Origin of the sequence: Methylobacterium sp. J-090, assembly GCF_022829345.1 — a bacterium.
GTDB lineage: Bacteria > Pseudomonadota > Alphaproteobacteria > Rhizobiales > Beijerinckiaceae > Methylobacterium.
Map to the genome: position 1 here is coordinate 110731 of NZ_JAKSXV010000096.1, position 25070 is coordinate 135800.

Genomic DNA, 25070 nt, shown 5'->3' on the forward strand with positions numbered 1-25070 from the left:
CATGGCCGACATCCGCTTCATGCGGCTCGCCCTGGCGCTGGGTCATCGCAACCTCGGACGGACCTGGCCCAATCCCTCCGTCGGCGCCATCGTTGTGGCCGACGGCCGCATCGTCGGCCAGGGTGTGACGCAGGCGGGCGGGCGACCCCATGCCGAGCCGCAGGCCCTCGCCATGGCGGGGGAGGCCGCGCGCGGCGCTACCCTCTACGTCACCCTGGAGCCGTGTTCGCATCACGGTCGCACGCCGCCCTGCACCGACGCCATCGTCGCGTCGGGAATCGCCCGCGTCGTCACCGCGCTGGAAGACCCCGATGCCCGCGTCGCCGGGCGCGGCCATGCCCTGCTCCGGGAGGCCGGGATCGCCGTGGAGACGGGCCTCCTGCGGGAGATCGCCGCCCGCGATCACATCGGCCACGTCACGCGGGCGACACAGGGGCGCCCGAGCCTGCACCTCAAACTCGCCCGGACCCGGGACGGCTTCGCCGCCGGGGCGCCGGACCAGCGCCTGCGCATCACCGGCCCCATCGCCGACGGCGCCGTCCACCTGTGGCGGGCCCATGCCGACGCGATCCTCGTCGGCATCGGCACGGCCCGGGCCGACGATCCTTCGCTCACCGTGCGCCTGCCCGGCCTGTCCGGGCGCTCGCCCCTGCGCGTCGTCCTCGATTCGACCCTGCGGCTCCAGCCCTCGACCCACCTCGTGCGGGGCGCGCGCGACATTCCCACCCTCGTCATCACCACCCGCAACGCACCGGCTCACCCCAAGCGCATGCTCGCGTCCTTCGGCGTCGAGGTTCTCTGCGTCGCCGCCGATGCGGCCGGCCGGATCGACCTTCCCGCCGCCCTGCAGGCCCTGGCCGCACGCGGCCTGACCCGGCTCTGCTGCGAGGGCGGCCCCCACCTCGCCGATGCCCTGGCGCGGGCCGACCTCGTCGATGTCTGCACTTTGATCACCGGCCCCGCCGCCCTCGGGACGGCCGGTCTTCCGGCCATCGGGCCGCACCTCGAATCCAGCCTGTCGCGGGGCCATCTGAAGCCCGTCGAGACGCGTGATTTCGGTCCCGACCGCGCCGTCACGTATGAGCGGAGTCAATAGATGTTCACCGGTCTCGTCACCGATGTGGGAGTGGTCCTTGGCGTATCGGGCGACGACCGCCTGCGCCGTATCCGCATCCGCTCCGCCTACGATCCGGCCACCATCGCACTCGGCGCCTCCATCGCCTGCTCCGGCCCCTGCCTCACCGCCGTGGCGGTGAACTCCGTGGCGGGTGGCTGCGAGTTCAGTGTCGACGCCGCCGCCGAGACCTTGGCGCTGACCACCGTCGGCACCTGGGTCGCGGGCACGCGGGTCAACCTCGAACGCTCGTTGAAGATCGGTGACGAACTCGGCGGCCATCTCGTGACCGGCCACGTCGACGGCCGCGTCGAGATCGTCACCCGCGAATCCGTCACCGGGGGCAGCGGCGATCCGCAATGGGCGCCGAGCGACCGCTTCACCCTGCGGGCGCCGCCCGGCCTGTCACGCTTCATCGCCCGGAAGGGCTCGGTCTGCCTCGACGGCACCTCGCTCACGGTCAACACCGTGGCGGGCGATCTCTTCTCCGTGCTCCTCATCCCCCACACCCTGGCGGTGACGACCTGGGGGCAGTGCCGCGAGGGCGATTCCCTCAACCTCGAGGTCGATCTCATCGCCCGCTACGCCGCGCGCCTCACGGAAGCCCAGGCGGCGCTCGCCGGTTGAAACGGCCGGAGGTGTCGCGCGGCTTGTCCGTCGGGCGCCTTCGGTCTATCGCTCGGCCCTTCCGATCGGGTCAGCTACGGCATCCGCTCGGCGCGCGAGCCGGGGCAACCCGGCCGATCCAGGGCGGCAACTTCCAAAAAGCACGAAAAGCCTACCCAAGCGCCGCGCATTCGATAAGGCCCCTCGATGGTTTCGACCCCACCCGCATCCCGTCCGTCGCCCGCCATCGTGAGGGGTGCACGCGTCCTCGTGGTCGAGGCGCGCTACTACGACGAACTCGCCGACGAACTGCTCGCCGGAGCGCAGGCGGCGCTGGACGCCGCCGAGGCCGAGGCCACCGTGGTCACCGTGCCGGGCGCCCTCGAGATTCCCGCCGCCATCGCCATCCTCATCGAGGCCGCCGCCCGTGCCGGCCAGCCCTACGACGCCGCCGTGGCCCTGGGCTGCGTCATCCGGGGAGAGACCGGGCATTACGATATCGTCGCCGGCGAGAGCGCCCGCGCCCTGATGGACCTGTCCGTCGCCCGGTTGCTGCCGCTCGGCAACGGCATCCTGACGGTGGAGACGGAAGCGCAGGCCTTCGCCCGCGCCCGCGTGTCCGAGATGAACAAGGGCGGCGGTGCCGCCGAGGCGGCGCTCGCGGTGCTGGCCCTCAAGCGGGCCGCCGCGGCCGCGCCCGTCGGAGAGGATTGAGCACCATGGCCAAAGTCATCGAGCGCAGCGGCGCGCGCCTGTCCGTGGTGCAGGCGCTCTACGAGATGGAGATCTCCGGCAAGGGCGTCATCGAGGCGGTGGCCGAGTTCGAAACCTTCTGGATCGGCCAGACCGTCGACGGCGTCGAACATCCCCCCGCCGAGATCGCCTTCTTCCGCGATCTCCTGCGCGGTGTCGTGGAGGAGCAACGCGCCATCGACCCGATGCTGGACAACGCTTTGTCACAGGGCTGGCCCCTGAAGCGCATCGAGATGGTGTTGCGTGCGATTCTCCGTGCCGGGGCCTACGAGCTCATGCACCGCCGCGACGTGCCGGCCCGCGCCGCCATCTCCGAATACGTCGATGTCGCCCACAGTTTCTACGGTGGCGACGAGCCCGGAATGGTCAATGCCGTCCTCGACAAGGTGGCGCGCGAGGTCCGGGGCCAGGAATTCGCGGGGCTCCCGGGTTCTGGCCTGCCCGGCTCCGGCCGGGCGTGAGCGGCGACCGTCCCACCGAGGACGGGCTGATCGCGCGCTTCTTCGCGCCGCTGGCCGGCCCCGGCGCGGACGGGATGCGCGACGACGCCGCGACCCTGACGCCGACGCCCGGCTGCGACCTCGTCCTGACGGCCGACGCCATCGTGGCGGGCGTCCACTTCTTCTCGGACGATCCGCCGGCCTCCATCGCCCGCAAGGCCGTCGGGGTGAATTTCTCGGATCTGGCCGCCAAGGGCGCGGCCGCGCGCGGTATCCTCCTCACCCTGGCGCTGCCCGACGACTGGACGGAAGCCTGGCTCGCCGCCTTCGCCGTCGGGCTCGGCGACGCCCTGACGGCGTTCGGGGGCGCGCTTCTCGGCGGAGACACCGTCCGGGCCGCAGGACCCTTGTCGATCGGCGTCACTGCTCTCGGTGAGGTGCCCACCGGCACCATGGTCCGGCGGATGACGGCCGAGATCGGTGACGTGCTCTGCGTCAGCGGTACGATCGGCGATGCCGCCCTCGGGCTACCCCTGCGTCGCTCACCCTTGCCCGATTGGGGCGACGCCATCGGCCCGGAGACCTGCGCCGCCCTGGTGGACCGCTACTGGCACCCCCGTCCCCGCCTCGGCCTCGCGCCGATCCTGCGCCGGCATGCGCGCGCCGCCATGGACATCTCGGACGGGCTCGCCGGCGATCTCGCCAAGATGCTGAAGGGGGAGGGGCGCTCCGCCCTCATCCGCGTGGCCGACGTGCCGCTCTCCCCGGCCGCCGTCCGCGCCGTGGCGCAGGCGCCGACCCTCATGGATACGGTCCTGACCGGCGGCGACGATTACGAGCTCCTGTGCGCCATCCCGCCGGCGCGCCTCGATGCCTGCCTCCTCGCGGCAGAGGCCACCGGGGTTCCGCTCAAACCCATCGGCACGGTGACCACCGGTGACGGTCCCCCGGTCTTCGAAGCGGCGGACGGTGCGCGAAAAACCTTCGCGGCGGCGTCCTTCAGCCACTTCTGACGCGGCGGCTCAGACGGCCTCGTCGTCCTCGGGCGGCTCCGGATCGGCGGTCCAATGGGTGGCGAAGGCGGCGAGCTGGCGCGCATCGGCGAACGCCATCACGGCGACCACGCGATCGGCCGGCATCGCGCCCGGATAGGGCGCCAGCAGCACGGTTTCCTGCGAGAACTTGGCGCCCGGCGCCTGCTCGGCGAGCCACGTCTCGGCCTCCGGAGTGAGGCGGGCGGGATCGGCCGCGTCGCGGGCGCGGGAATCGGAGCGCAGCACCAGCACGTAGGGGCCGAGCGCCGGATTGCGCTGCTGCAGGGCCTGGATGATGTCGATCATGGCGTGTCTCGGAATCGGTGGATCGGGGCACGGCCTCGGGATGGCAACCCTTCCTCTCCGCAAGAGCGAGAGATGGAAGGGCCTCGGCGAACGCTCCGATCAGTGCAGCTTTACCCGCGATTCCGTACGGCGGGTCAGGGCCCGGGCGACGGCGTCGAGGGTGGTCTTCACCGTGCCGTGCAGGGCCTGCTCGTGCATCTTGTACAGCGAGCGGTACATCATCCGGGCGAACAGCCCGGCAATGAACATGTTCTTGCCGCGCACGAAGCCCATCAGGCTGCCCACGGTGGAATACTCGCCCAGTGACACCAACGAGCCGAAATCGCGGTACTTGAAGGCCTTGAGCGGCTTGCCGGCCATCTTGGCGGGGATGAGCTTGATGAGGTGGCTCGCCTGCTGGTGCGCGGCCTGGGCGCGCGGCGGGATCGGCGTCGCCGAGCCCTGCTCGACGAGGTAGGCGCAGTCGCCGATGGCGAAGATGTCCGGGTCGCGCGTCGTCTGAAGGGTCGGTGTCACCACCAGCTGGTTGTTGCGCGTGGTCTCGAGGCCGCCGATGTCGTGCAGGAACGGGGGTGCCTTCACCCCGGCGGCCCAGACCACGAGCTCGGAGGGGATGAAGCCGCCATCGGCGAGTTGCACGCCGTCGGGCCGGACCTCCGTGACCCGGGCGTTGATACGGACCTCGACGCCGATCTTGTCGAGGAGGCGGACCACGTCCTGCGACAGGCGCTCGGGCACCGCCGGCAGGATGCGCGAGGCCGCCTCCACCAGGGTGATCTTGAGATCCTTGTCCGGGTCGATCTTGTCGAGGCCCGTGGAGGCGACGTCGCGGGTGGTGCGGTGGAGCTCGGCCGCGAGTTCCGTGCCCGTGGCGCCGGCGCCGATCACCGTGACGTGGAGCTGGCCCGGGCGCACGGGCCCAACTTGGGTGTGGGCGCGCAGCATCCCGTTGACGAGGCGCTGGTGGAACCGCACCGCCTGGTCCTGCGTGTCGAGGGCGATGGCGTTCTCCTTCACCCCCGGCGTGCCGAAATCGTTAGTGGTGGAGCCCACCGCCAGCACCAGGGTGTCGTAGCCGATGGCCCGCACGGGCGTGACCTCGCGCCCTTCCGCATCGTGGCTCGCCGCGAGCTGGATCGTGCGTGCGGCCCGGTCGAGGCCGGTCATCTGGCCGATGCGGTAGCGGAAATGGTGGCGGTGGGCGTGATGGAGATAATCCACCGCGTGGTGCCCGACATCGAGGCTGCCGGCGGCGACCTCGTGGAGCAGCGGCTTCCAGATGTGGGTGCGTGCCCGATCGACGAGGGTGACGTGGGCCTTGCCCGACTTGCCCAGCGAGTCGCCGAGCTTCGTCGCCAGCTGAAGGCCCGCGGCGCCGCCGCCGACGACCACGATGCGGTGCAGGTTTTCCACGGATTCGCCCGGTACCATGCGCTTGTCGTCCTGCATCTCGTTTTGGCGGGGGGCGGCTGCCGTGGCGGCCAAAGCCCGGCGGGACCCGAAAGGCCCTGCTTCACCCTAGAACGTTTTTATTTTGTGGTGGACCCGGCCAGGCCAAAGAAAATTATCCGCGCCGGCTCAGGCCGGGGCGCCGGGCTGGCGCAGGGGGTGGGCCCGCGCGAAGGCGTCCTGCGCCAGGCAATCCTCCGCGATGCGCCGGACCGTCGGGTAGGACACGGTCTCGACGCCGAAGATGCCTGTGCCGACCCACAGGCTCACGAGGCAGAGGTCGGCGTGGCTGACCGCGTCTCCTTGCGCGTAGCGCCCGGTACCGGGTTCCCGGGTGAGGCGGGTCTCCAGGGTCTTCAGGCCGGTCTCGAACCAGTGGCGCACGAAGCCCATCATCCGGTCCTTGGGAATGTCGTAGGCCTGCATGAGGTAGTTGCGCACGCGCGGCACGTAGAGCGGATGGGTGTCGCAGGCGACAACTTGGGCGAGCGAGCGGGCGCGGGCGCGTTCGCGCGGATCGGCCGGCAGCAGCGGCACCGCCGGATGCACGTCCTCGAGATAGTCGAGGATGGCGAGCGACTGGGTCAGCGGCGGCCCGTCCCCGTCGAAGAGAGCCGGGACCGCGCCCTGCGGGTTGATCGCCAGGAAGTCGGGCTTGAACTGGTCGCCCGCATCGAGGTCAATGAACGTCTCTTCGCAAGGGATACCCTTGAGGTTGAGGGCGATCCGCACCCGGAAGGCGGCGGCCGAGCGCCAGTTGCCGTACATCTTCACGCGCGTCATCTCTCCGTGTCGAAGAACGACCACACCCGACATCGGCCCGTATCGCAAGTCCCCTTGGCGCCCCCTTGGGCCGACCCTGTCGCGAAAGCGATGCCGTGGCGGTGATGCTGCTTTGCCGCAAGCGAATTTGGCAGGGCCGGATTCCTCGCGCATAGCGAAGAGCACGGCGAGAAATCCGGGCGCGGCCCGAGGGATGAACGAGCATGCAGATCGAGACGCCCTACCTGATGTTCCTCGGGGACGTGCCCGATACCCTCGCGGCCAAGACCGCTTACGGCATCAAGGACTGGCGCCCCGAATGGTGCGTCGGCCAGATGCGGCTGCCCGGCTGCGCCGCCGATCTCGGCATTCCCGACCTCACCCTCGCGGAGGCCGTGGCGAAGGGCTGTCGCACGATGGTGATCGGCGTCGCCAACGCGGGCGGCGTATTGCCGGCGCACTGGGTCGCCGAGATCGTGGCGGCGCTCAATGCCGGCCTCGACATCGCCAGCGGGCTCCACGCGCGCCTCGGCGCCGTGCCGGAGATCGCGCAGGCGGCGGAAGCCAACGGGCGCCAGCTCCACGACGTGCGCCACACCTCCGAGACCTTCGCCACCGGCAAGGGCACGAAGCGCCCCGGCAAGCGGCTGCTCACCGTCGGCACCGACTGCTCGGTGGGCAAGAAGTACACGGTGCTCGCCCTCGAGCGCGGTATGCGGGATCGCGGCCTCGACGCGGACTTCCGCGCCACGGGCCAGACCGGCGTGTTCATCTCCGGGCGGGGTGTCGCCATCGACGCCGTGGTGGCCGACTTCATCTCCGGGGCCGTCGAGTGGATCGCGCCCGCCGCCGAACCCGATCATTGGGACCTCCTCGAAGGGCAGGGCTCCCTGTTCCACCCGTCGTTCGCCGGCGTCAGCCTCGGGCTGCTGCACGGGGCGCAGGCCGACGCGTTCATCGTCTGTCACGAGCCAAGCCGCACCACCATGCGCGGTGTTCAGCATCCTCTGCCGACGATCCAGCAAGTCATCGACCTTACGGTGCAGCTCGGGCGCCTCACCAACCCGGACATCCGGCCCGTGGGGATCGCGGTGAATACCCAGAGCCTGGAGGAGGGCGTCGCCCGGACACTTCTGGCCGATCTGACCAGGGAGCACGGTCTGTCGGCCACCGATCCCGTGCGCTTTGGCGTCGAGGAGATCGTCGACCGGATCGTCGCGGAGTTTCCGGCTGGAGCCGCCGCATGAACCGGGTGCTCGAGGCGGCCATCGAGCGCTTCCCCATCGCGGGGGCGTTCACCATCGCGCGCGGCAGTCGCACCGAGGCGGTGGTGGTGCTCGCCACCGTAACGGATGCGGAGGGCCGCGTCGGACGCGGCGAGTGCGTGCCCTATGCCCGCTACGGCGAGACCGTGGAGAGCGTACGCGACCTCATCCTGGCGCAGGCGGATGCCGTCGCGGCCGGGGCTTCGCGGACCGATCTTCTGACCGTCATGAAGCCGGGCGCTGCCCGCAACGCCCTCGACTGCGCCCTGTTCGATCTCGAGGCCAAGCAGCTCGGCCGCCCCGCCTGGGAAATCGCCGGGCTGACCGCTCCCCAGACCGCCACCACGGCCTACACCCTCAGCCTCGGCGATCCGGAGAGCATGGAGGCCGCCGCCCGCGCGGCGTCCGCGCGTCCCCTCCTCAAGGTGAAGCTTGGCGGGGCGGGTGATCCGGAGCGCATCGCCGCCGTGCGCCGGGGCGCGCCCGATTCGCGGCTCATCGTCGATGCCAACGAGGCGTGGCGGGCCGAGACCCTCGAGGCCAACCTCGCGGCCTGCGTAGCGGCAGGCGTCGAGCTCATCGAGCAGCCCCTGCCGGCGGGGGAGGACGAACTCCTCGCCGCCATTGTCCGGCCGATCCCGATCTGCGCCGACGAGAGCCTGCACGACCGCGCCGGCCTCGACGCCCTGAGTCGGCGCTACGACGCCATCAACATCAAGCTCGACAAGGCCGGTGGCCTCACGGAGGCGGTGATGCTGGCCCACGAAGCGCGGGCGCGCGGCTTTTCCCTGATGATCGGCTGCATGGTCGGCACGTCGCTGGCCATGGCGCCCGCCATGCTGCTGGCGCACCACGCCGACTACGTCGATCTCGACGGCCCCCTGTTGCTGGCGCGGGACCGCAATCCCGCCCTGGTGTTCGAGGGTAGCCTGATCCATCCGCCGACGCCGGACTTGTGGGGGTAGGGGCTTCGTCGACCGTTCGACGGGACCTCGTGTTCGCCGTCTCGATCTGCCTGAGGCGTCGGCGCGGCAACGGCCTCGCGCTCGCGATCATCAGGAGACGCCGACCAGCCGGTAGGCCGCCTTCTGGTGGGGGTTCGGAGAATCCTGGGCGGCGCAGCAGGTCTGGTTTCGCCCGCGTGCCTTGGCCTCGTAGAGTGCCGCATCGGCGCGCCTGTAGAGGTCGGCCGACGCTTGGGTCGCGTCGGGCGTGGCAGTCGCGACGCCGATGCTCACGGTGATGGAACCCGCCCCGATGCCCGCACGGCCGATTGCGAGCTTGGTCACCTCCAAATGTACCCGCGCGGCGATGCGCAGGGCGCCCGCCGCGTTCGTGTGAGGCAAGAGCAGGACGAACTCCTCGCCGCCCACGCGGCAGACGAGATCCTCGGGACGGGGCACGCTCGCCGCAAGACTTCTCGCAAGCCCCACCAGCACCTCGTCGCCGACCGCATGGCCGTAGCGGTCGTTGTACCGCTTGAAGTGATCGGCATCGACCACGAGGAGGGAGAGCGGCGTGCCGATGCGCGCGGCGTGCTCCCAGGATCTACCGAACACCTCCTCGAAGTGGCGCCGGTTCGACAATCCGGTGAGAACGTCCGTCTGGGACATCAGCGCCAGCTCCGCTTGCGTGGCGGCGCGCCGGTGCAACTCCCGTCCGAACAGCAGCGACAATCCGATGGTCAGGCCGCACAGCACCAGCACGACGAGGCTGATGACGAGGGCTTTCTCGCGCCACTCCGCCTCGACCTCGTCGATGGACAGGGCCACGGTGAGGATCAACGGAAACTCGCCGACACCCATGAACGTGTAGTGGCGCTCGATCCCATCGCTTGAAGTGCGGCCGACGAAACTGCCCCGTCCCTCGGCGAGGAACCGCTTGAAATTCGGAGTCTTGGCGAAGCTGACGCCGATGGTTGCCTCATCGGCCGGATAGCGCATGATCCGCGTGCCATCGCGCAGGTAGAGATTGATCGCGCCCAGGCGTCCGAGTCCGATATCCTCGAACAGCCGGCTGAAATACGTCAGCTTGAGTGTTCCGAACACGACTCCGTCGAAGGACCCGTCCGGCTTGTCGATGCGCCGACTCAGCACGAGGACGCGGGTCCCCATGAGGTGCGAGACGAGCGGCTCACTGATGTGCAGTCCAAGGTCCGACCGCTGGCGATGCGCCTTGAAATACGCGCGCCCGGAGTTGTTCACCTTGCGGGCGGGCAGAGCGCCGGCGTCGATGATGCTGTTCCCATGCTCATCGAGCACGAGCATCACGCCCATGTCCCGGGCCGTCGCGGCGCGATCGAACAGGATGCGCTGCCTGAGCTCGGGCGTGGCGGTCATGACATCCGGTGCCTTCAGGTTGTCGAGGACACCCTGGAGGGAGAGGTCGATGATCTCGATGTTGCGGGCGATGTCGCGATCGAGAACCTGGAGCAGGTTCCGCGATGTCTGTTCGGCCTTGCTCCAGGCATCGCGCCGCAGGTCGAGCAGCATGATTGCGGACACGAGGAGCATACCGAACGGTGCCAGGATGCCGAGCGCGATCCAGGTCCGAGCCGAACGGATGGCGAACGAAAAGCGTTGCCGCGCCCACACAAACCAACTCCCGCCTCGATTCTTCTTGATCTGACGATACCGACAGAAGATGAATCGATGATTTCGTACCCGTCGGACTGTTCTTTGGTCACAGTCGATCGGCCGACGAAGCGCGATCCCCTAGGATCGGCATACTTTGGGGCAGCATTTCTTAAGACGGTAGGCGCAGAAAACGGACGAAATGCTCGTATCTCGCTTGAGCGATCCCCACCGGACGTTCCATCATCGTCGTGCCGGGTCCGATGTGGATCACGGAACGGGTCCAGTGATCGGGATTAACCCCGTACGACGAATCGCAGGACGTACACCAGGGCCGTGAAAGCCAGGAGGCTCACGGCATAGAACGCCACGAACCACAGCAGGCGCCGGCTTTTCCCGGTGGTGTCGCTCAATGGCCATACCCCCCGGACTGCATGTCCTCGGCCACCTTCCCCCGGAACACCCAGTAGGCGTAGGCGGTGTAGGCGAGCGTCAGCGGCATGACGACGGCGTAGCCCACGAGGGCGAATTGCAGGGCGCTCACCGCATTGGCGGCCTGCCAGATCGTCAGGCGCGGCGGCACGATGTAGGGGAACAGGCTGATGGCGAGGCCGAGAAATCCGAGCAGGAACAACGCGATGGTGAGCAGGAACGGCGCGACGTGGCGGCCGTTGGCGAGGGTGCGGTGGATGTTCCAGGCCACGAGTGCCGTCACGGCGGGCACGGGCGTGACGTAGAGGATGTTGGGCCACGAGATCCAGCGCCACTGGATGTCGAGACCGAGGAACGGCACCCAGGCGCTGACGACGGCCATGCAGGCGATGGTGGCGATGAGGAACTGCCCGCTCTTGCGCCGTGCCCAGATTTCGAGTTCACCCGAGGTCTTCATCACGCACCAGGTGGCGCCGAGCAGGCCGTAGCCGCAGACGAGGCCGATGCCCGTCATCACGCTGAACGGGGTCAGCCAATCGAGGGTGCCGCCGGCAAATCCCCGCCCCTCGACGTGGAAGCCCTGCACGAAGGCGCCCAGCACCAGCCCCTGCGCGAAGGTCGCCACCAGGGACCCGTAATGGAAGGCGTAGTCCCAGAGGGGCTGGGAGCGCTCGGCCTTGAACCGGAACTCGAAGGCGACGCCCCGGAAGATCAGGGCGATGAGCATCAGGATCAGCGGCAGGTAGAGGGCCGGCAGCAAGATCGCGTAGGCGACGCTGAACACCGCGAACAGGCCGCCGCCGCCGAGCACGAGCCAAGTCTCGTTGCCGTCCCAGATCGGCGCCACGGACAGCATCATCCGGTCGCGCCAGTTGCCCTTGCGCGCGGCCGTGAACAGGATTCCGACGCCGAGATCGAATCCGTCGATGACCACGTACATCGCGACCGCGAGCGCCAGGAGCGCCGACCAGATCAGGGGCAGCCAGAAGGCGGGCCCCTCGTATTCCATGCCGAACCCGAACATCCGATCATGCCCTCGCCGCCGCACCCCCAGGTGTAGCGGCACGCTCGGGGCAAAGCCACCGGCCGTCCACCATGCATCGGCGGAGATCGTTCTATCGCGACGCGACGCCCCGCCAGGGCGGGCGCCGGTCGGCGTCGGCCAAGGTATCGGCGGAAACCGGCCGGGTTGTGCCGAGGTGCCGAACGAGGGCGTCCGTTCCGTCGCGCACCATCCGTTCGCGCGCGTCCGCCGGCATCGCGTCCCAGGCGGCGGCGAGCGCTTGGACTGGCCGAACCGGCGCGGCCATGGTTTGGCTGACAAGTGCTTGGACTGGCACTTTTGGCAGGGATGGAACGGAATCCAGGTCTCGGTGCATCGCCAGGTAGGAGAGGCCCCCGATCACCACGGCGGCGCGAACGAGAAACAGCATGGATCGGTCCAGGGTGCGTATCGGGGCGCCGAACAGCGTGAACGTCAGCAACACACATCACCGGTAAAGCAGACATGAGCCCGGCGGCGCGATCGGGCGCGATGGTGAACGGTGCTTTATTCGCGTCGATTTCACGGCGACCCTCGACGTCGGAGTCGGTCGAAAGCCGGGATCGCGCCTGGGGCCGTCTTCGAAGCGATCGTTCAACCAAGGCTCGAAGGAAGTCCCGTCTCCGATGATCCGGTTACCTTCCGGAAAGCATGCCGAGACGTGCGGGGGCTCCCCCGCAAGACTCGCTTAAGTCGCCTCTGCGACGGTTCGGTCAGTCGAGTTCAAGTCGAGCCAAGGGGCGTCGGACGGGCCGTGTGGCCTCCATCCGCGCTGTGCGTGTCGGTATTGCGTATCTACAGTGCCCTGGCGTCCCTCATCGATACCCGTTTGGCGGGTCTCGTCCATGAGTCGGTGATCGACGATGCCGCCGTGCGGTTTCGTCACGAACGCTTCCTCGTCTCGCGCCTCGCAACCGGTCTCCTGATGATGCTGGGCCTGCCGCCCTTCCTGCTTCTTCGCGGGGTGCCGAGCGGAATCGAAGCCCTTGCCATCGCCAGCCTCATGCTCCCGGTCTTCGCCGCCGTCCTCCTGTCGCGGACGGGCATTCTCTGGGTCGCTCACGCCATCTCGTCGGCCGGGCTCACCGGCCTCGTGGTGTGCCTCGCCATGATGACGGGCGGGGCGAACTCCGCCGCCGCCATCTGGCTCGTGGCGATCCCGCTCGAGGCCGTGGTCTCGGGCTCGCGCCGGGCGACCCTGGCCGCCGCCATCATCGCGGCCCTCGGGGCACTCGCCGTCGCGTTCCTGCCGCCGGTCGGCGTGAACGGGGTGCTGATGGAATGGTCACGGACCCTGGCGATGCCGGTCTTCGCCATCACGGCCATCGGCCATATCGCCGCCCAGGCCATCGAGCATTTTCGCCACGAAGGCCGCTGGCTCGCCAAGCTCCGCGACAACGAGCTGCGCGACCGCACGCTGCTGTCGGCCATCGACGATCTCGTGACCTGGCACGATTGCAACGGTCGGGTCATCGAGGCCAGCGCGTCGTCGGCCCGCTTCGTCGGGGCCGAGGCGAGCCGCCTGCGCGGCCATGGCCTGCTGGAGCGCGTCCATGTCGGCGACCGGCCGGCCCTGCTACAGACCCTCAGCGATGTCGCCGCCCACGGGAACCCCGCCACGGTGCAGTTCCGCCTGCAACTCGACGCCGCCGCCGTACGGGCCGAAGGCGCGCCGCGCACCATCTTCGCCGAAATGCGGGCTCACCGCATCGACGGAACCCGCGCGGGCCTGTCCGGCGCCCAGGTAACCGGCACCGAGACGCCCGGATGGAGCGTCGTGGCCGTGACCCGCGACGTCACCGAGCACCGCCGCCACGCGGAGGAACTGGAGCGCGCCCGCGCCGAGGCCGAGCGTGCCGACGAGGTCAAGAGCCGCTTCCTCGCCACGGTCAGCCACGAACTGCGCACGCCGCTCAACGCCATCATCGGCTTCTCCGAGGTCCTGGCGGGCGAGGGCGCCATGACCATCGGCCCGGAGCGCAGCCGGGAATATGCCGTGATCATCGGCGATTCGGGGAAGCACCTCCTCGACGTGGTCAACACGCTCCTCGACATGTCCCGCATCCAGAGCGGCCATTTCGATTACGCTCCGGAGACCTTCGATCTCAACGCCCTCGTACGGACCTGCTGCGACCTGATGCAGCTCAGGGCCGTGAAGGCCGGTGTCGTCCTCGTTCGTCCCGAGGAGGCTGCTGCGATCCCCTGCACGGCCGACCTGCGCGCCTGTCGGCAGATGATGATCAACCTGCTGTCGAACGCCGTGAAGTTCACGCCCGCCGGCGGACAGGTCGAGGTCTCCGTCCGTCGGGCCGGCAACCACCTCGATCTCATCGTGACCGATACCGGCATCGGTATCAGTGCCGACGATCTGCCGCGCGTGGGCGATCCGTTCTTCCAGGCCCAGAGCGACACGCGGCGCTCGCACGAGGGCACGGGCCTCGGGCTCTCCGTCGTCCAGGGACTCGTCGGCCTCCACGGCGGCGCCATCGCCATCGAAAGTGTCCAGGGCCAGGGCACACGCGTCACCGTCACCCTTCCGGTCACCTGCCGGGCGGAACCCAATCTCGCCGGGCCGGCCCCGATCCGCACCGCCTCGCGGGCACCCGGAGCCGGTCCCGATGCGGTACGCCTGCCCGTGCCGCCGATCCGCCGGCCCATCGGGCTGTTCGATGCGACCGCGGAGCCCGTGCGCGAGAGCTACGTGCCCGAAGGGGGTTCGCCCCTGCGACGCGCCGGATGAGACCGGCCCGCCAATACTCCGAGCGGCCCCAGGCCGCTTCTCCTGACCGTCTCATCCGCGTCCCGTGCGTGGATGGGGCGGTCGCGTTCTAAGGAGTCGCCATGCGCGATCAGCGCGAGATCATCGTCCCGCCCCAGCCGCGCGGACCGCGGGCGGATGCCGCGACCCGGCGCCAGCGCGCCGGCGCCGGAGCGCGGCCGGGGGGATGGCGGGCCGATCTCGCCGCCGTCGGGCGCTGGGCCGGCCGCCTGTGCGTGAACCGGCCCGGCGACGTGCTCGGTTTCGTCGTGGTCGTGGGAGCGGCGGCCTTCATTTCCCTGAATGCGCTGGGCTACCAGATGGGTCGCCATCCGGCGCCGATCTTCCCGAAGGTCGCGCCGCGTCAGACCGCGGAAAAACTGCCCGCCCGCCGGATCGAGGCCGCGAAAGCCGAGGCCGGGACCGGGGAGACGAGTAAGGCCGCGTCGCCGAAAGCGGAGGCGCCCCGATCCGAAGCCCTCAAATCGGATGCCCTCAAACCGGAAGCTTTCCGGGCCGAGGCGCCCCGGGTCGCCCTGATCCGCTCCGAGCCGGCACCGCGTCCCGTCTCCCGCGACACCATCGGTGAGATCATCCGCGAGGGTGAAACGACCGCTTCGGTGACGCCCAAGGCAGATCCCGCCGTGGCCAAGGCGCAGCGCGCCCTGGTCAAGCTCGGCTACGGTCCCCTCAAGGCGGATGGACTCCTGGGGACCGGCACTCGCGCAGCCATCGAGCGGTTCGAGCGCGATCGTAAGCTCCCGGTGAAGGGCCAGCCCGCCGGCCGCACCTTGCGCGAACTCGCCGCCCGCGCCGCCGCGGCGCCGGGCTGATCCTCTTGTCGAAAGAATCCGGGTATAGGCGGGACATGGCACGCCTGCGTTCGGATTTCTGGGTCTCGGCCCATCTGCGCCGTCTCGGCATCGAGGGCATCGCCGCCGTCCAGCGGCGGCGCGGCGCGGCGGAAGCGGGGGCGATCTTCGTCAAGGTCGATCGCCTCGACGGCCGGGCCGATCTCTACGGACCGGCACCCCAATCCCTCGTCGATTCGGAGGGCGATACGGATCGGCGTTTCGTCGCGCTGATGCCCGAAGCCGAGCCCGCCGATGTCGAAATCCGCATCAGCAAGGAAGTACGCTTCGACGGCGACCTCTGGATCATCGAGATCGACGACCGTGCCGGCCGCCATCTCCTGGATTTGGCCGAGTGAAGGGTCTTCAGGAAGTCTGGCGCAGCCGACCCGGAAGGGCGGGACGCGAGGGCGCGCGCTCGGCGGCCGCGGGGGAGACGCGGGGACGCGCGGCGTCGGGGGCGTTGTAAGGCTGGTGCGCCCGCGCATCGCCCGCGCGCTCCGGCAGGGCGGTGTCGAGGATGGCGGAGAGCAGGCTGCGCGCGGCGGGCCGCTGGACCTTGCGGAACAGCTTGACCAGATCGAACACCCGATCGACAGAACGCGCCACGGTCTCGTTCAGGGTCAGAAACACGTAGACCGCCTCCTCCTCGTGCAGGCCAGCGGCGCGAAGGGCCAGGGTGAGGAGGTCGTAGCGCAGGTGCGGGTCCGGCGTCGCGGCCAGGAAATCCCGGCGCAGGCCGAGCATCTCGGCGAGCGCCCCGATGAAGCCGGCGATGTCGCCACGCCCCGAGAAGCCGGTGAGGATCGCGCCGGCTTCGCGTGGCGGCGGCGGGCAAGGCCGCAGGGCGACCGTCGCTGCGATGCCCTCGCCGATGGCGTCGCGCCGGGCTTCGTCGGCGAACAGGAACAGGGGCGACAGGTCTGCCGCCGCCATGTCCGTGCGGGCGAGGAGCGCCTTGGCGAGATCGGCCGAGCGGCGTCCGCGCCCGACGAGACGCGCCAGGGCTTCGGCCCCGAGGACGATGTGGGTGTTGCGCGCGAGCGCCGTATCGACCTCGGCGACGGCGCGGGCGGACAGGGCGTTGGCGGTATTCCGGTCGAGATCCGGTCGCGCCGCGATGGCGGCGCCGAGGTCGGCGCCGTCGGACAGGGCGGCCTCGATCACCGAAGGTGTCAGGGTGGGGGCTTCGGCCACTACGGCATCGCGCACGGCACCCCCGCGCGCCGCCAGGATCGCCAGAATGCCGGGCGGCGTCTCCGGGAAAGCGGCGAGCTTGCGCGCCACGATCTCGGCGGTCTCGTCATCGACGATGGGGATGAGCCCGCCGGCCAGGGCCTCGAAGGCCTCCAGGATCTTCCGGTCGCGGAACGGTGCCGACAGGAACAGGTCCGTCTGCACCCGCAGGATCACGGGTTTCAGATCGAGCGTGTCGAGGCGCGACAGTTCGATCAGGCCGGAGAGGTCCGGCGCATCGTCGAGAGAAGGGTGCATGGCACTTCGATTACGCAGAACTCGCTGTCCCAGGACTTAGCGGGTTTGCGTGAATCAGCCTTTAAGCCCCCCTGGCACCGAAGCGTGTCGTCCTGCGCCATCCCCGCAGATCACAGGCCCTGCATCGACCGGTGATCCGCCGTCTCGAATGCCCTGTCCTCAGACCGCGCGGCGCGCCTTGCCGTCCGCGCTGTCGGCCGCCTTGTCCACGGCCTTGGGCATCGGCAGAACCACGGGCGTCGCGGTCCCGGCCGGCATCGGGTTGGACGTGGGGGCGCTCGGAGCGGTCGCGACCGGCGTCGCGCCGTTCAGCGCGATGGTGGCCGGAGGTTCGGCGGGCTTGGCGGCTTCCGTCGGTTTGGCAGCCTCCGTCAGCTTGGCCGACGCGGTGGGCAGAACCGCATCTTCCGGTGCCTCCGGATCGCCGGGCCGGGTCTCGGACGGCCCTGCCAGGACCTCCGTCGGCGTCTTCCACACGAAGGCGTCGAGGCGCCCGGTGATGGGGGAGACGGGGGCCCAGCGCTCGGAGGCGACGCCGTCGGCGATCCATAGGGGATCGCGCGGGGCATGCGCCGCACGGGAGAGCCACTCGCGCGAACGGCCGGAACCGGCGCCGTGCTCGGCTTCCTCCAGCCGCGCCATGGCGAGGCAGGCTCGCACGGACGGGCGCTCGGCCAGCAGCGGTGCCAGGGCCTCGCGGGCCTGGGCGAATTCGCGGGCCTCGTAGGCCGCCTGCGCCGTGGCGAGGCGGGCTTCCGGGTGCCAGGACGACAGGCGCGCCAGGGTCTCGGCGCGGGCGAGACGGTCGCGGACGGAATCGCCCGTGCGCAGGGTCATGTAGGTCTTGGCGAGATCCGGGTGCGGCCCGGCGCGCCACGCAGCCTCGACGATCTTGGCGGCCTTGCGCAGGTCGCCGCGGCGCGCGAGGAGGCGTCCGGCCAGGGCCGCCGCCGGCACGAGGTCGGGAGCGAGCTTCACGGCCCTGAGCACGCGCTCGGTGGCGGCTTCCGGCTCGCCGGCCTCGCGCTCCTGCGCCGCGGCGGTGAGGAGCACGGCACGCTGGCGCCGGGCAAGCCCCTTCTCGATGAGTCCGAGGGACGCCCGGCGCTCGACGGTCTCCGTCGCCCCGCTCCAGTCGCCATCGGCGCATTGCGCTTCGAGGACAGCCTCGTTGGCCCAGGTGACGCTCGGGGCCAGGCGCGCGGCCTCGGCCGCATAGGCGCGGGCCGAGACGTCGTCCTCGCGGCGACGCGCCTCGACGAACAGGCCGCGCAGGCCGAGCACCCGCGTCTCGGGATCGTCGACCATGCGCTGGAACGCGGATTCGGCGGCCTCGCGGTCGCCGGAGATCTGAGCCGCCTGGGCCTTCAACAGGAGGGCGAGCGGTTCGGCGCCGAGAAGCCGTTCGGCATCGTTGGCGTGGCGCCGCGCGGCCATGGGATCACCCGAGCCGACCGCGACCATGCCGCGCGAGAGCGCGGAATAGCCCTTGGCCCGGCGCCGGTCGCGCGAGCCGCGCACAAGGGCTTCGGGCAGGGTGACGAGACCCCGTACGATGGCCCAGATGAAGCCGACCACGATGGCGGCGACGAGAACGCCAATGAGCGCGATGGCGAGACTGGTGGCGACCTCGTAGCCGTTCCACACAATGGTGACGGAGCCGGGATGGTCGGCGACCCAGGTCGCCCCGTAGGCGGCGACGGCGAGGAGGGCCAGGAAGGCGAGAGCGCGCCACATGGGATCAGAAACTCCTGGGCGTGGCGCCGGTCGAACCGGCGGCGCCGTAATCCGGAAACGGGAGCGGCCGGCGCTCCCATTGATTCAGTCGTTGGCGAGTCTCGGGCGGGAACTCCGCCGCGACGCATTCGCCGCTCACCGCGAAGCGGCCGTGACGGGAAGGCCCTTGAAGGCGTCCGAGAGCAGGGCCTGGGCCGCTTCGCCGGCCGCCGCGCGGGACTTCAGTTTCGTGCCGAACTCGCCAGCCTGGACGCGGATGTCCTCCGGCAGGGCGATGAAAACCTGAGCGGCTTCGGCGATGGCCCCCCGGTCGAGGGCATCCTGCACCTTCGGCAATGGATCGGTGGCGGGCGCTGCGCCCTGCGCTGACGGAGCGGGTGTCTCGACCTTGCGGACCTGCACGATGGATTCGGCCATGCTCATCAGTTTCTGGCCGAAGTCACCGGTTTCGGCGACCGAACGGACCTGAGCGGCCCGGCGACCCGCCGCGATCTTCTCCGCCACGGTGCGAAATTCGGCCGCGAGGGTACGGGCCGTCGGTGCGCCGCGATCGGCGAACACCGCCACGGCGGTGAGCCGGGCCGGATCGCCGGGCTCGTAGGTGCGCAGGGCCGCGAGCGCGTCCGCGTAGGGCGTCCCGGTGTTGAGGGCGGTGACGATCCGGTCGGCCGACACCACCCGCAGGGCCGCCTGCACTGTGGCGACCTCGGCGCGCTCGGAGAGCGCCTTGTCGAGGCCGGCGATCTTGTCGCTCTGCGCCTGAAGCTGGGTCTGGACCTGACGCTCGATGCCCTTCGCGGCTTCCGCCGCCTGGGTCTTGCCGGACTCCGCCGCCTGCTGGCTCGCCTGGGTCGCGGCCTGGACCTTGGCGTCCAGGGCCTGCTGAACCTCGGTCAGCTTTTGGCCGAGGGTCTGTGTCGCCTCGGCATTGGCTTTCGCGCGATCATCGAGCGCGGTCTGAAGAGCCGCGAGCTTCGGGGTGAGGTCTGGCTGCTCGGAAGGCTTGGGTGCGGCGGCGACCTGGGTCTCCACCGCCTTGAGGCGCTCGGCGAGCGCCGCCACCTGTGCGGCGTCTCCGTTGGCGGGTGTCACCGCCATACGGGCCTCGCCGCCCTGCTGGCCGGGCTCTTCCTGAAGTGCGGAGACGCGCTGGTCGAGGCTGTCGAGGCGCGCGGCCAGATCCGGCGGCAGAGCGGGAGCCGTCTGCGGCGCGGCGCCGTCGGCGCTCGGAGCCGGCGCGGCGCTGGCCTTCTGGAGGGCTTCGCGAGCCGTCGACACGGCCTCCGGCACCGCCTTGAGCGCAGTTTCGTTGGACGCGACGCGCTGGGACAGGCGCGCGACCTCGTCCTTCGGCGCGAGCGCCGCGATGCGCTGGTCGAGGGCGGCGAGACGTCCGTCATCGGCCTGCGGCAGCACGCCCGCGCGCTCGACGGCGAACAGCAGGCCAGCACCGATGACGCCGCCGAGGAGACCGGCGGTGGCGACGGAACCGAAGCCGGGGCCACGCGCGGACGGCGCCACCGGGGTGATCTTCGGCGTCGTAGTGCCGGCTCCATTGGCGGGCCTCGCCGCGTTGTCCGCCGATCCGCCGGAGGGCGTCTTCGGATCGCCCGGCTTGGTATCCGCAGACTTCGTGTCCACGGGCTTTGCGGACTCCCCGACCCCGGCATCCGCCGGCTTGGTCGCGACACCCGGCATGATGCCGGCGCCCGTGGCGGACGTCTTCTGCGCCGGCGCCGGGTCGGGGAGGCGCTTGGCCTTGAGATCGATGATCGGACCATCCGCCGCCGGTCCGGCCGGCCGCGCAGCGCCCGGTGCGCCGCTCGGGAAGGTCGCCGTCTTCGGGGTATCCTTGGTCGCGTCCGGCTTCGAGGACTCGTTTCTGTTCAAATCGCTCTTGCCCGCCTCTGCCTTGATCGGATCGATCTTCGTGGGCTCTGCCGTCGCATCCTTGGAAAGGTCGGCCCCCTTCGGCGGCGCGGAAGCCTTGCCGTCTGTCGAGGTCACGGGGGCGGCCTTTACCTCGTTCAGCTTACTGTCCGCGGGCTTGGCATCCGCAGCCTTACTGATCTCGACGGCCTTGGGGCCTTCGGGCTTGGGACCCTCGGACTTGGAACCCTCGGACTTGGGGCTTTCGGCAAGTTTGGACGCCCCGGGGTTCGTGGCGGCTTCAGACGGTTTCGGCTCGCCCGGTCGTGCCGTCGTCGCTCCGGAGGACTTCGTCGTAGCGTCCGACGGAGTGGCGGATTTGGCGACCTCTGGTTTCACACCGAAGATATCCGGTTTGGCAGTCGTGGCATCCGGCTTGGCACCGGGGGCAGTCGGCGTCGTGGCCGGCGCATCCGGCTTGCCGGCCTCGGGCGGGCGCGGACCGGGGACATGGCCCGGGCGGTTGGCGTCGCTGTTGGGTGGTTTCACGGCTCGTTGCTCCCTTCCCGACGCTGCCGTCGTCGCCTGCACCGGCTCGGTGCCCCACCGGTTCGGCGATCGCAGCCCAGCTTGTTCGATTCGTCCTAGCACCACGGCCCGCGCCTGAGCGAGGCCCTTCCGTCAGGTTCCCGCCACCAAACCCGCGAGAAGGCTCTCCTCGTCCGGCCGCTCGGCCACGAAACACGCGTCGATTCCGGCAGCCAGCAGCGGGGCGGCCACGTCACTCGACAAGCAGTAATGCTTGAGCGCGCCGAAGGCTCCGCTTCGGCCGGCTCGCAATGCCAGAAGCTGCGCGGTCTCGGCACTGCGGCGTGAGTAGTGCAGCACCGCGTCGAGGGCCGCCGGACGGGCCGCCAGGGCCGCCGCGACGGCCGGCGGTAGTCCCAGCTCCGGCACCGCCGCGTAGGCGATCACGGTGGTGACCGGATATCCCGCTGACCGTAGTGAGGCGGCCGGCTCGGCCTTTCCCTCGGCACCGGCCACGTGGACGAGGGGGCTGCCGGCTGGCAGGACGGCGCGGACGAGGGCGGAGAGTTGAGCGGCGTCGCCCCCGGCATCCCAAACCGCTTCGAGCCCAGCCCGGCGCGCGAGAGCCGACGTCCGGGCCCCCACGGCGAAGACCGGTATCCCCGCGAACCGCACTCGGTCGGCCGCCGTCAGGGCTACGACGCCGTTGGCGCTCGTGAGCAGCAGGCCGGCGAAGATGCCTGCGGGCAGGGCCGCGCCGGTCGGCCGGATCGTCAGGACCGGCGCGACGAGGGGCGCATGGCCGAGCGTCACGAGGCGTCGTCCCGTCCGCGTCGCCCCCGGCTCGGGCCGCGCCACCCAAATCCGCATTCCACTCAAACCTCGTCCGGTCGTTGCCCTGATACCGCCGGGCCGGCTAGGATGCACCGGTCAAAACCACACGCCGACGGAGCCGGTGGTTCCTTCGCGTGATTCCTTCGCGTTGTCGTCACGCGGCGTGCGCAGCCTTCGTCCCCCGCGATTCCGGATCACCCGCCCCGCATGAACGTGCTGCCCACATGAACGTCCTCGGCATCGAAACGACCTGCGACGAGACCGCCGCCGCCGTGGTGTGCCCGGGCGAGGGGGGGCGCGGGCGCATCCTCTCCAACGAGGTCCTGAGCCAGATCGCCGAGCACGCGGCCTATGGTGGCGTGGTGCCGGAAATCGCGGCCCGCGCCCATGTCGAGGTCCTGGACCGGCTCATCGTCCGCGCCCTCGATGGCGCCGGCCTGCGCCTTTCCGATGTCGATGGCATCGCGGTGGCGGCCGGCCCCGGACTCATCGGCGGCGTGCTCATCGGGCTCGTGACGGCCAAGACCCTGTCGTTGGTCGCGCGCAAGCCCCTCATCGCCGTCAATCATCTCGAGGCCCATGCCCTCACGGCGCGGCTCACGGACGGGATCGGCTTTCCCTACCTCCTTCTGCTCGCGTCGGGCGGCCACACCCAACTCGTGGCGGTCAAGGGCGTCGGCGACTACGTGCGCCTCGGCACCACCATCGACGACGCCATCGGCGAGGCCTTCGACAAGGTCGCGAAGCTGTTGGGCCTCGGTTATCCGGGCGGCCCCGAGGTGGAACGCATGGCCGAGTCCGGCGACCCCGAGCGCTTCGCCCTGCCGCGCCCCATGCTCGGCCGGCGCGAAGCCAATTTCTCCCTGTCCGGCCTGAAGACCGCCCTGCGGATCGAGGCCGAGAAAATCGCGCCTCTCTCGAGCGTCGATGTCGCCGACCTCTGCGCCGGCTTCCAGGCGGCCGTCGTCGATGTGATCGTCGATCGCCTGCGGGTGGCCATGCGTGATTTCACCGACGTGGCCGGGCATCCCACCGCCCTCGTCGCCGCCGGTGGCGTCGCAGCCAACGGCGCCATCCGGCGGGCACTCACCACGCAGGCCGGGGAGGCGGGCCTCGCCTTCGTGGCGCCGCCCTTGGCGCTCTGCGGCGACAACGGCGCGATGATCGCCTGGGCCGGGATCGAACGCCTGCGCCTCGGCCTCGTCGACGACCTCACCGCCCCGGCCCGAGCCCGCTGGCCGTTCGCCGAGCCCGTCGCCGCCGCCTGACCGGAGCAAGCCATGAGAGCTCGCCCATGAGCAGACCTATCGCCGTGGTCGGCGGCGGCGCCTGGGGGACGGCGCTCGCCAACGCGGCGGCCGTCGCCGGCCATCCCGTGATCCTGTGGCTGCGCGACGCCGGAGCGGCCGTCCGCCTGGAAGCGACCCGCGAGAACGCGCGCTACCTTCCCGGCGTGCCTCTCCACGCCGCCATCCGCGCCACCGCCGATGCGGGCGCCCTGCGCGAGGCCGCCACGGTCCTGATGGTCACCCCGGCCCAGACCCTGCGCGCGGTCCTTGCCAACCTCGCCCCGTCCTGGGAGGCGGGAACTGACATCGTGCTCTGTGCCAAGGGGATCGAGCGCGGCAGCGACGCTTTCATGAGCGCGGTGGCCGCCGACATCGTCGGCCCCGGCGCCCCCGTGGCGGTCCTGTCGGGTCCGAGCTTCGCGGCGGACGTCGCCCGTGGCCTGCCCACGGCCGTCACCCTGGCGGCCGCCGATGCGGGCCTCGCCGCGCGCCTCGCCACCGCCCTGTCGGGGCCGAACCTGCGGGTCTACCATACGGACGACGTCCGCGGCGTCGAGGTCGGCGGCGCGGGTAAGAACGTCCTCGCCATCGCATCCGGCATCGTCGCCGGACGCGGCTTGGGTGAATCGGCGCGGGCCGCCCTCATCGCCCGGGCCTTCGCCGAGCTCATGCGCTTCGCCCGCGCCTACGGCGGACGGCCGGAGACCCTCATGGGCCTGTCGGGCCTCGGCGACCTCGTGCTGACCGCCTCCTCGCCGCAATCGCGCAACTTCGCCTTCGGCCTGGCGCTCGGCGCCGGCGCCTCGCCCGAGGATGCCGCCGGCGGCAAGCTCGCCGAGGGTGCCTACACCGCCGCCGCCCTCGTGGCCCTGGCCCGCGCGCGCGCCGTCGAGATGCCCGTAGCCGAGGCCGTTGCCGCCATCGTGTCGGGGGAGGCCAGCGTCGAGACCGTCATCGCCGCCCTCCTGGCGCGCCCGCTGAAGGGCGAAGCCGAATGAAACCGGGACCGCTCCACGCATTCCTCGCCGGTGATGGCAAGGACGACACCGGGCGCGGGCTGACCGACGTCCTGGCGTTCGGCAATGCCCGGATCGAGGGCGTGCATGACTTCATCCAATGGTGCTTCCCGCTCCACGAAGCGAGCCTCGCCGTACCGGGCGCCCCCGTCCTGACCCGCGCCGAAGCCGATGCCATTCGGGCCGACCGAGCGGCCCTCGCGGGCCTGCGCGCGGGGCGCGACCGCATGATGCGGTTCTATCGCGAAACGGACGGCTGGCTGCGCACGCACGATCACAACCACCTGCGCATCACCCGTATCCTGCACGCCCTGCGCGATCTCCTGGGGCCGGAGGAGGCCCGCACCTTCCACGCCTTCGTGCTGGCCCGCAACGCCGAGGCCGGCGCGCCGATCAACTCCAGCAGCCTGCGCTACTGGGCGAGCGCGCTCGCGGGGGACTGACGGCCGCGCTTCTTCGATGATAAGCCACGCGCCGTTTCCCGGAGATCCGCATGGCCCATTGGCTCTACAAGTCCGAACCCGCGACGTGGTCGTGGGATCAGCAGGTCGCGGCCGGGGCAACCGGCACCCACTGGAACGGCGTGCGAAATCACGTCGCCAAGAAGAACCTCCAGGCCATGGAGGTCGGCGAGCTCGGGTTCTTCTACCATTCCAACGAGGGCAAGGCCGTGGTCGGGATCGTCGAGGTGATCCGGCCGTATTACCCGGACGAGTCCGACCCCACGGGCCGCTTCGGCATGGTGGACCTGCGCGCCGTGGAAGCTTTGCCCCAGTCCGTCACACTGGAGGCGATCAAGGCCGATCCGCGCCTCGCCGCCATGGTGCTCGCCAACAATTCCCGCCTGTCCGTGCAGCCGGTGACGGACGAGGAATGGGCGATCGTGCGGGCGATGGGCGGGCTCGCCTGAGCCCTGCT

24 protein-coding genes are annotated in these 25070 nt (G+C 70.5%); 14 read left to right on the top strand and 10 right to left on the bottom strand.

All coding sequences use genetic code 11. The features are described from left to right. Position 1: 1 nt before the first annotated feature. From ribD to thiL, 5 genes are all read left to right on the top strand, one after another. Complete coding sequence (ribD, locus tag MKK49_RS17440) at positions 2-1096, top strand: bifunctional diaminohydroxyphosphoribosylaminopyrimidine deaminase/5-amino-6-(5-phosphoribosylamino)uracil reductase RibD (RefSeq protein WP_244030775.1); 1095 nt, start codon at positions 2-4, stop codon at positions 1094-1096. Next, positions 1097-1741 (top strand): riboflavin synthase, encoded by a 645-nt coding sequence (locus tag MKK49_RS17445; RefSeq protein WP_244030777.1) that lies wholly within the window; start codon positions 1097-1099, stop codon positions 1739-1741. A gap of 186 nt (positions 1742-1927) precedes the next feature. After that, positions 1928-2434, top strand: a complete 507-nt coding sequence (gene ribH / locus MKK49_RS17450; RefSeq protein WP_244030781.1) for a 6,7-dimethyl-8-ribityllumazine synthase — start codon at positions 1928-1930, stop codon at positions 2432-2434. A gap of 5 nt (positions 2435-2439) precedes the next feature. Further along, complete coding sequence (gene nusB, locus MKK49_RS17455) at positions 2440-2934, top strand: transcription antitermination factor NusB (RefSeq protein ID WP_244030783.1); 495 nt, start codon at positions 2440-2442, stop codon at positions 2932-2934. Beyond that, positions 2931-3926, top strand: a complete 996-nt coding sequence (thiL, locus tag MKK49_RS17460) for a thiamine-phosphate kinase (protein WP_244030784.1) — start codon at positions 2931-2933, stop codon at positions 3924-3926. The genes nusB and thiL overlap by 4 nt, the downstream gene beginning before the upstream one ends. Positions 3927-3935: 9 nt before the next feature. On the opposite strand, the gene MKK49_RS17465 is transcribed toward thiL, so the two are convergent. From MKK49_RS17465 to maiA, 3 genes are all read right to left on the bottom strand, one after another. After that, positions 3936-4253 (bottom strand): hypothetical protein, encoded by a 318-nt coding sequence (locus tag MKK49_RS17465; RefSeq protein ID WP_244030785.1) that lies wholly within the window; start codon positions 4251-4253, stop codon positions 3936-3938. 99 nt (positions 4254-4352) lie between these two features. Further along, a complete protein-coding gene (locus MKK49_RS17470; RefSeq protein WP_244031269.1) occupies positions 4353-5684 on the bottom strand; it encodes an NAD(P)/FAD-dependent oxidoreductase in 1332 nt (443 codons plus the stop codon). 147 nt (positions 5685-5831) lie between these two features. After that, positions 5832-6476: a maleylacetoacetate isomerase gene (gene maiA / locus MKK49_RS17475; RefSeq protein ID WP_244031271.1), complete on the bottom strand. Its 645-nt coding sequence runs from the start codon at positions 6474-6476 to the stop codon at positions 5832-5834. Positions 6477-6688: 212 nt separating this feature from the next. On the opposite strand from maiA, the gene dgcN reads away from it, so the two are divergent. Then, positions 6689-7711: an N-acetyltransferase DgcN gene (gene dgcN, locus MKK49_RS17480; RefSeq protein WP_244030786.1), complete on the top strand. Its 1023-nt coding sequence runs from the start codon at positions 6689-6691 to the stop codon at positions 7709-7711. Further along, positions 7708-8694 (top strand): N-acetyl-D-Glu racemase DgcA, encoded by a 987-nt coding sequence (gene dgcA / locus MKK49_RS17485; RefSeq protein ID WP_244030787.1) that lies wholly within the window; start codon positions 7708-7710, stop codon positions 8692-8694. The genes dgcN and dgcA overlap by 4 nt, the downstream gene beginning before the upstream one ends. 90 nt (positions 8695-8784) lie before the next feature. Here the strand turns inward: dgcA and MKK49_RS17490 are convergent, their stop codons facing one another. The 3 genes from MKK49_RS17490 to MKK49_RS17500 all read right to left on the bottom strand — a co-directional run bounded on the left by MKK49_RS17490 (position 8785) and on the right by MKK49_RS17500 (position 12218). Then, positions 8785-10323: a sensor domain-containing diguanylate cyclase gene (locus MKK49_RS17490; protein WP_244030788.1), complete on the bottom strand. Its 1539-nt coding sequence runs from the start codon at positions 10321-10323 to the stop codon at positions 8785-8787. 388 nt (positions 10324-10711) lie between these two features. Continuing rightward, positions 10712-11758: a cytochrome d ubiquinol oxidase subunit II gene (cydB, locus tag MKK49_RS17495; RefSeq protein WP_244030790.1), complete on the bottom strand. Its 1047-nt coding sequence runs from the start codon at positions 11756-11758 to the stop codon at positions 10712-10714. A gap of 91 nt (positions 11759-11849) precedes the next feature. Beyond that, positions 11850-12218 carry a hypothetical protein gene (locus MKK49_RS17500; protein ID WP_244030791.1) on the bottom strand — a complete coding sequence of 123 codons (369 nt, stop codon included), beginning with the start codon at positions 12216-12218 and terminating at the stop codon, positions 11850-11852. Between the two features lie 336 nt (positions 12219-12554). Here MKK49_RS17500 and MKK49_RS17505 point away from each other — a divergent pair, with 336 nt between their 5' ends. The 3 genes from MKK49_RS17505 (at position 12555) to MKK49_RS17515 (ending at position 15744) form a co-directional block, all read left to right on the top strand. Beyond that, a complete protein-coding gene (locus tag MKK49_RS17505; protein WP_244030792.1) occupies positions 12555-14516 on the top strand; it encodes a PAS domain-containing sensor histidine kinase in 1962 nt (653 codons plus the stop codon). A 101-nt stretch (positions 14517-14617) separates the two neighbouring features. After that, on the top strand, positions 14618-15367 hold the full coding sequence (locus MKK49_RS17510) for a peptidoglycan-binding domain-containing protein (RefSeq protein WP_244030793.1): 750 nt from the start codon (positions 14618-14620) through the stop codon (positions 15365-15367). 35 nt (positions 15368-15402) lie between these two features. After that, positions 15403-15744 carry a DUF1491 family protein gene (locus MKK49_RS17515; protein ID WP_244030794.1) on the top strand — a complete coding sequence of 114 codons (342 nt, stop codon included), beginning with the start codon at positions 15403-15405 and terminating at the stop codon, positions 15742-15744. A gap of 7 nt (positions 15745-15751) precedes the next feature. On the opposite strand, the gene MKK49_RS17520 is transcribed toward MKK49_RS17515, so the two are convergent. The 4 genes from MKK49_RS17520 to MKK49_RS17535 form a co-directional block, all read right to left on the bottom strand. Continuing rightward, positions 15752-16879 carry a DUF2336 domain-containing protein gene (locus MKK49_RS17520; RefSeq protein WP_244030798.1) on the bottom strand — a complete coding sequence of 376 codons (1128 nt, stop codon included), beginning with the start codon at positions 16877-16879 and terminating at the stop codon, positions 15752-15754. Positions 16880-17038: 159 nt separating this feature from the next. Further along, positions 17039-18616, bottom strand: a complete 1578-nt coding sequence (locus tag MKK49_RS17525) for a heme biosynthesis protein HemY (RefSeq protein WP_244030800.1) — start codon at positions 18614-18616, stop codon at positions 17039-17041. 135 nt (positions 18617-18751) lie between these two features. Further along, a complete protein-coding gene (locus MKK49_RS17530; RefSeq protein ID WP_244030802.1) occupies positions 18752-20623 on the bottom strand; it encodes a COG4223 family protein in 1872 nt (623 codons plus the stop codon). A 543-nt stretch (positions 20624-21166) separates the two neighbouring features. Continuing rightward, positions 21167-21883 (bottom strand): uroporphyrinogen-III synthase, encoded by a 717-nt coding sequence (locus MKK49_RS17535; RefSeq protein ID WP_244030805.1) that lies wholly within the window; start codon positions 21881-21883, stop codon positions 21167-21169. Between the two features lie 188 nt (positions 21884-22071). Here MKK49_RS17535 and tsaD point away from each other — a divergent pair, with 188 nt between their 5' ends. Genes tsaD through MKK49_RS17555 form a run of 4 tightly spaced genes read left to right on the top strand, consistent with a single transcriptional unit; the run spans position 22072 to position 25062 of the window. After that, a complete protein-coding gene (gene tsaD, locus MKK49_RS17540; RefSeq protein ID WP_244030807.1) occupies positions 22072-23115 on the top strand; it encodes a tRNA (adenosine(37)-N6)-threonylcarbamoyltransferase complex transferase subunit TsaD in 1044 nt (347 codons plus the stop codon). Positions 23116-23141: 26 nt separating this feature from the next. Further along, positions 23142-24134 carry an NAD(P)H-dependent glycerol-3-phosphate dehydrogenase gene (locus tag MKK49_RS17545; RefSeq protein WP_244030808.1) on the top strand — a complete coding sequence of 331 codons (993 nt, stop codon included), beginning with the start codon at positions 23142-23144 and terminating at the stop codon, positions 24132-24134. Further along, entirely contained in the window at positions 24131-24595 is a 465-nt protein-coding gene (locus tag MKK49_RS17550) for an opioid growth factor receptor-related protein (protein WP_244030810.1), read from the top strand. Before MKK49_RS17545 ends, MKK49_RS17550 begins: the two co-directional genes overlap by 4 nt. Before the next feature lie 50 nt (positions 24596-24645). Then, positions 24646-25062 (top strand): EVE domain-containing protein, encoded by a 417-nt coding sequence (locus tag MKK49_RS17555; RefSeq protein WP_244030812.1) that lies wholly within the window; start codon positions 24646-24648, stop codon positions 25060-25062. Positions 25063-25070 lie beyond the last annotated feature (8 nt).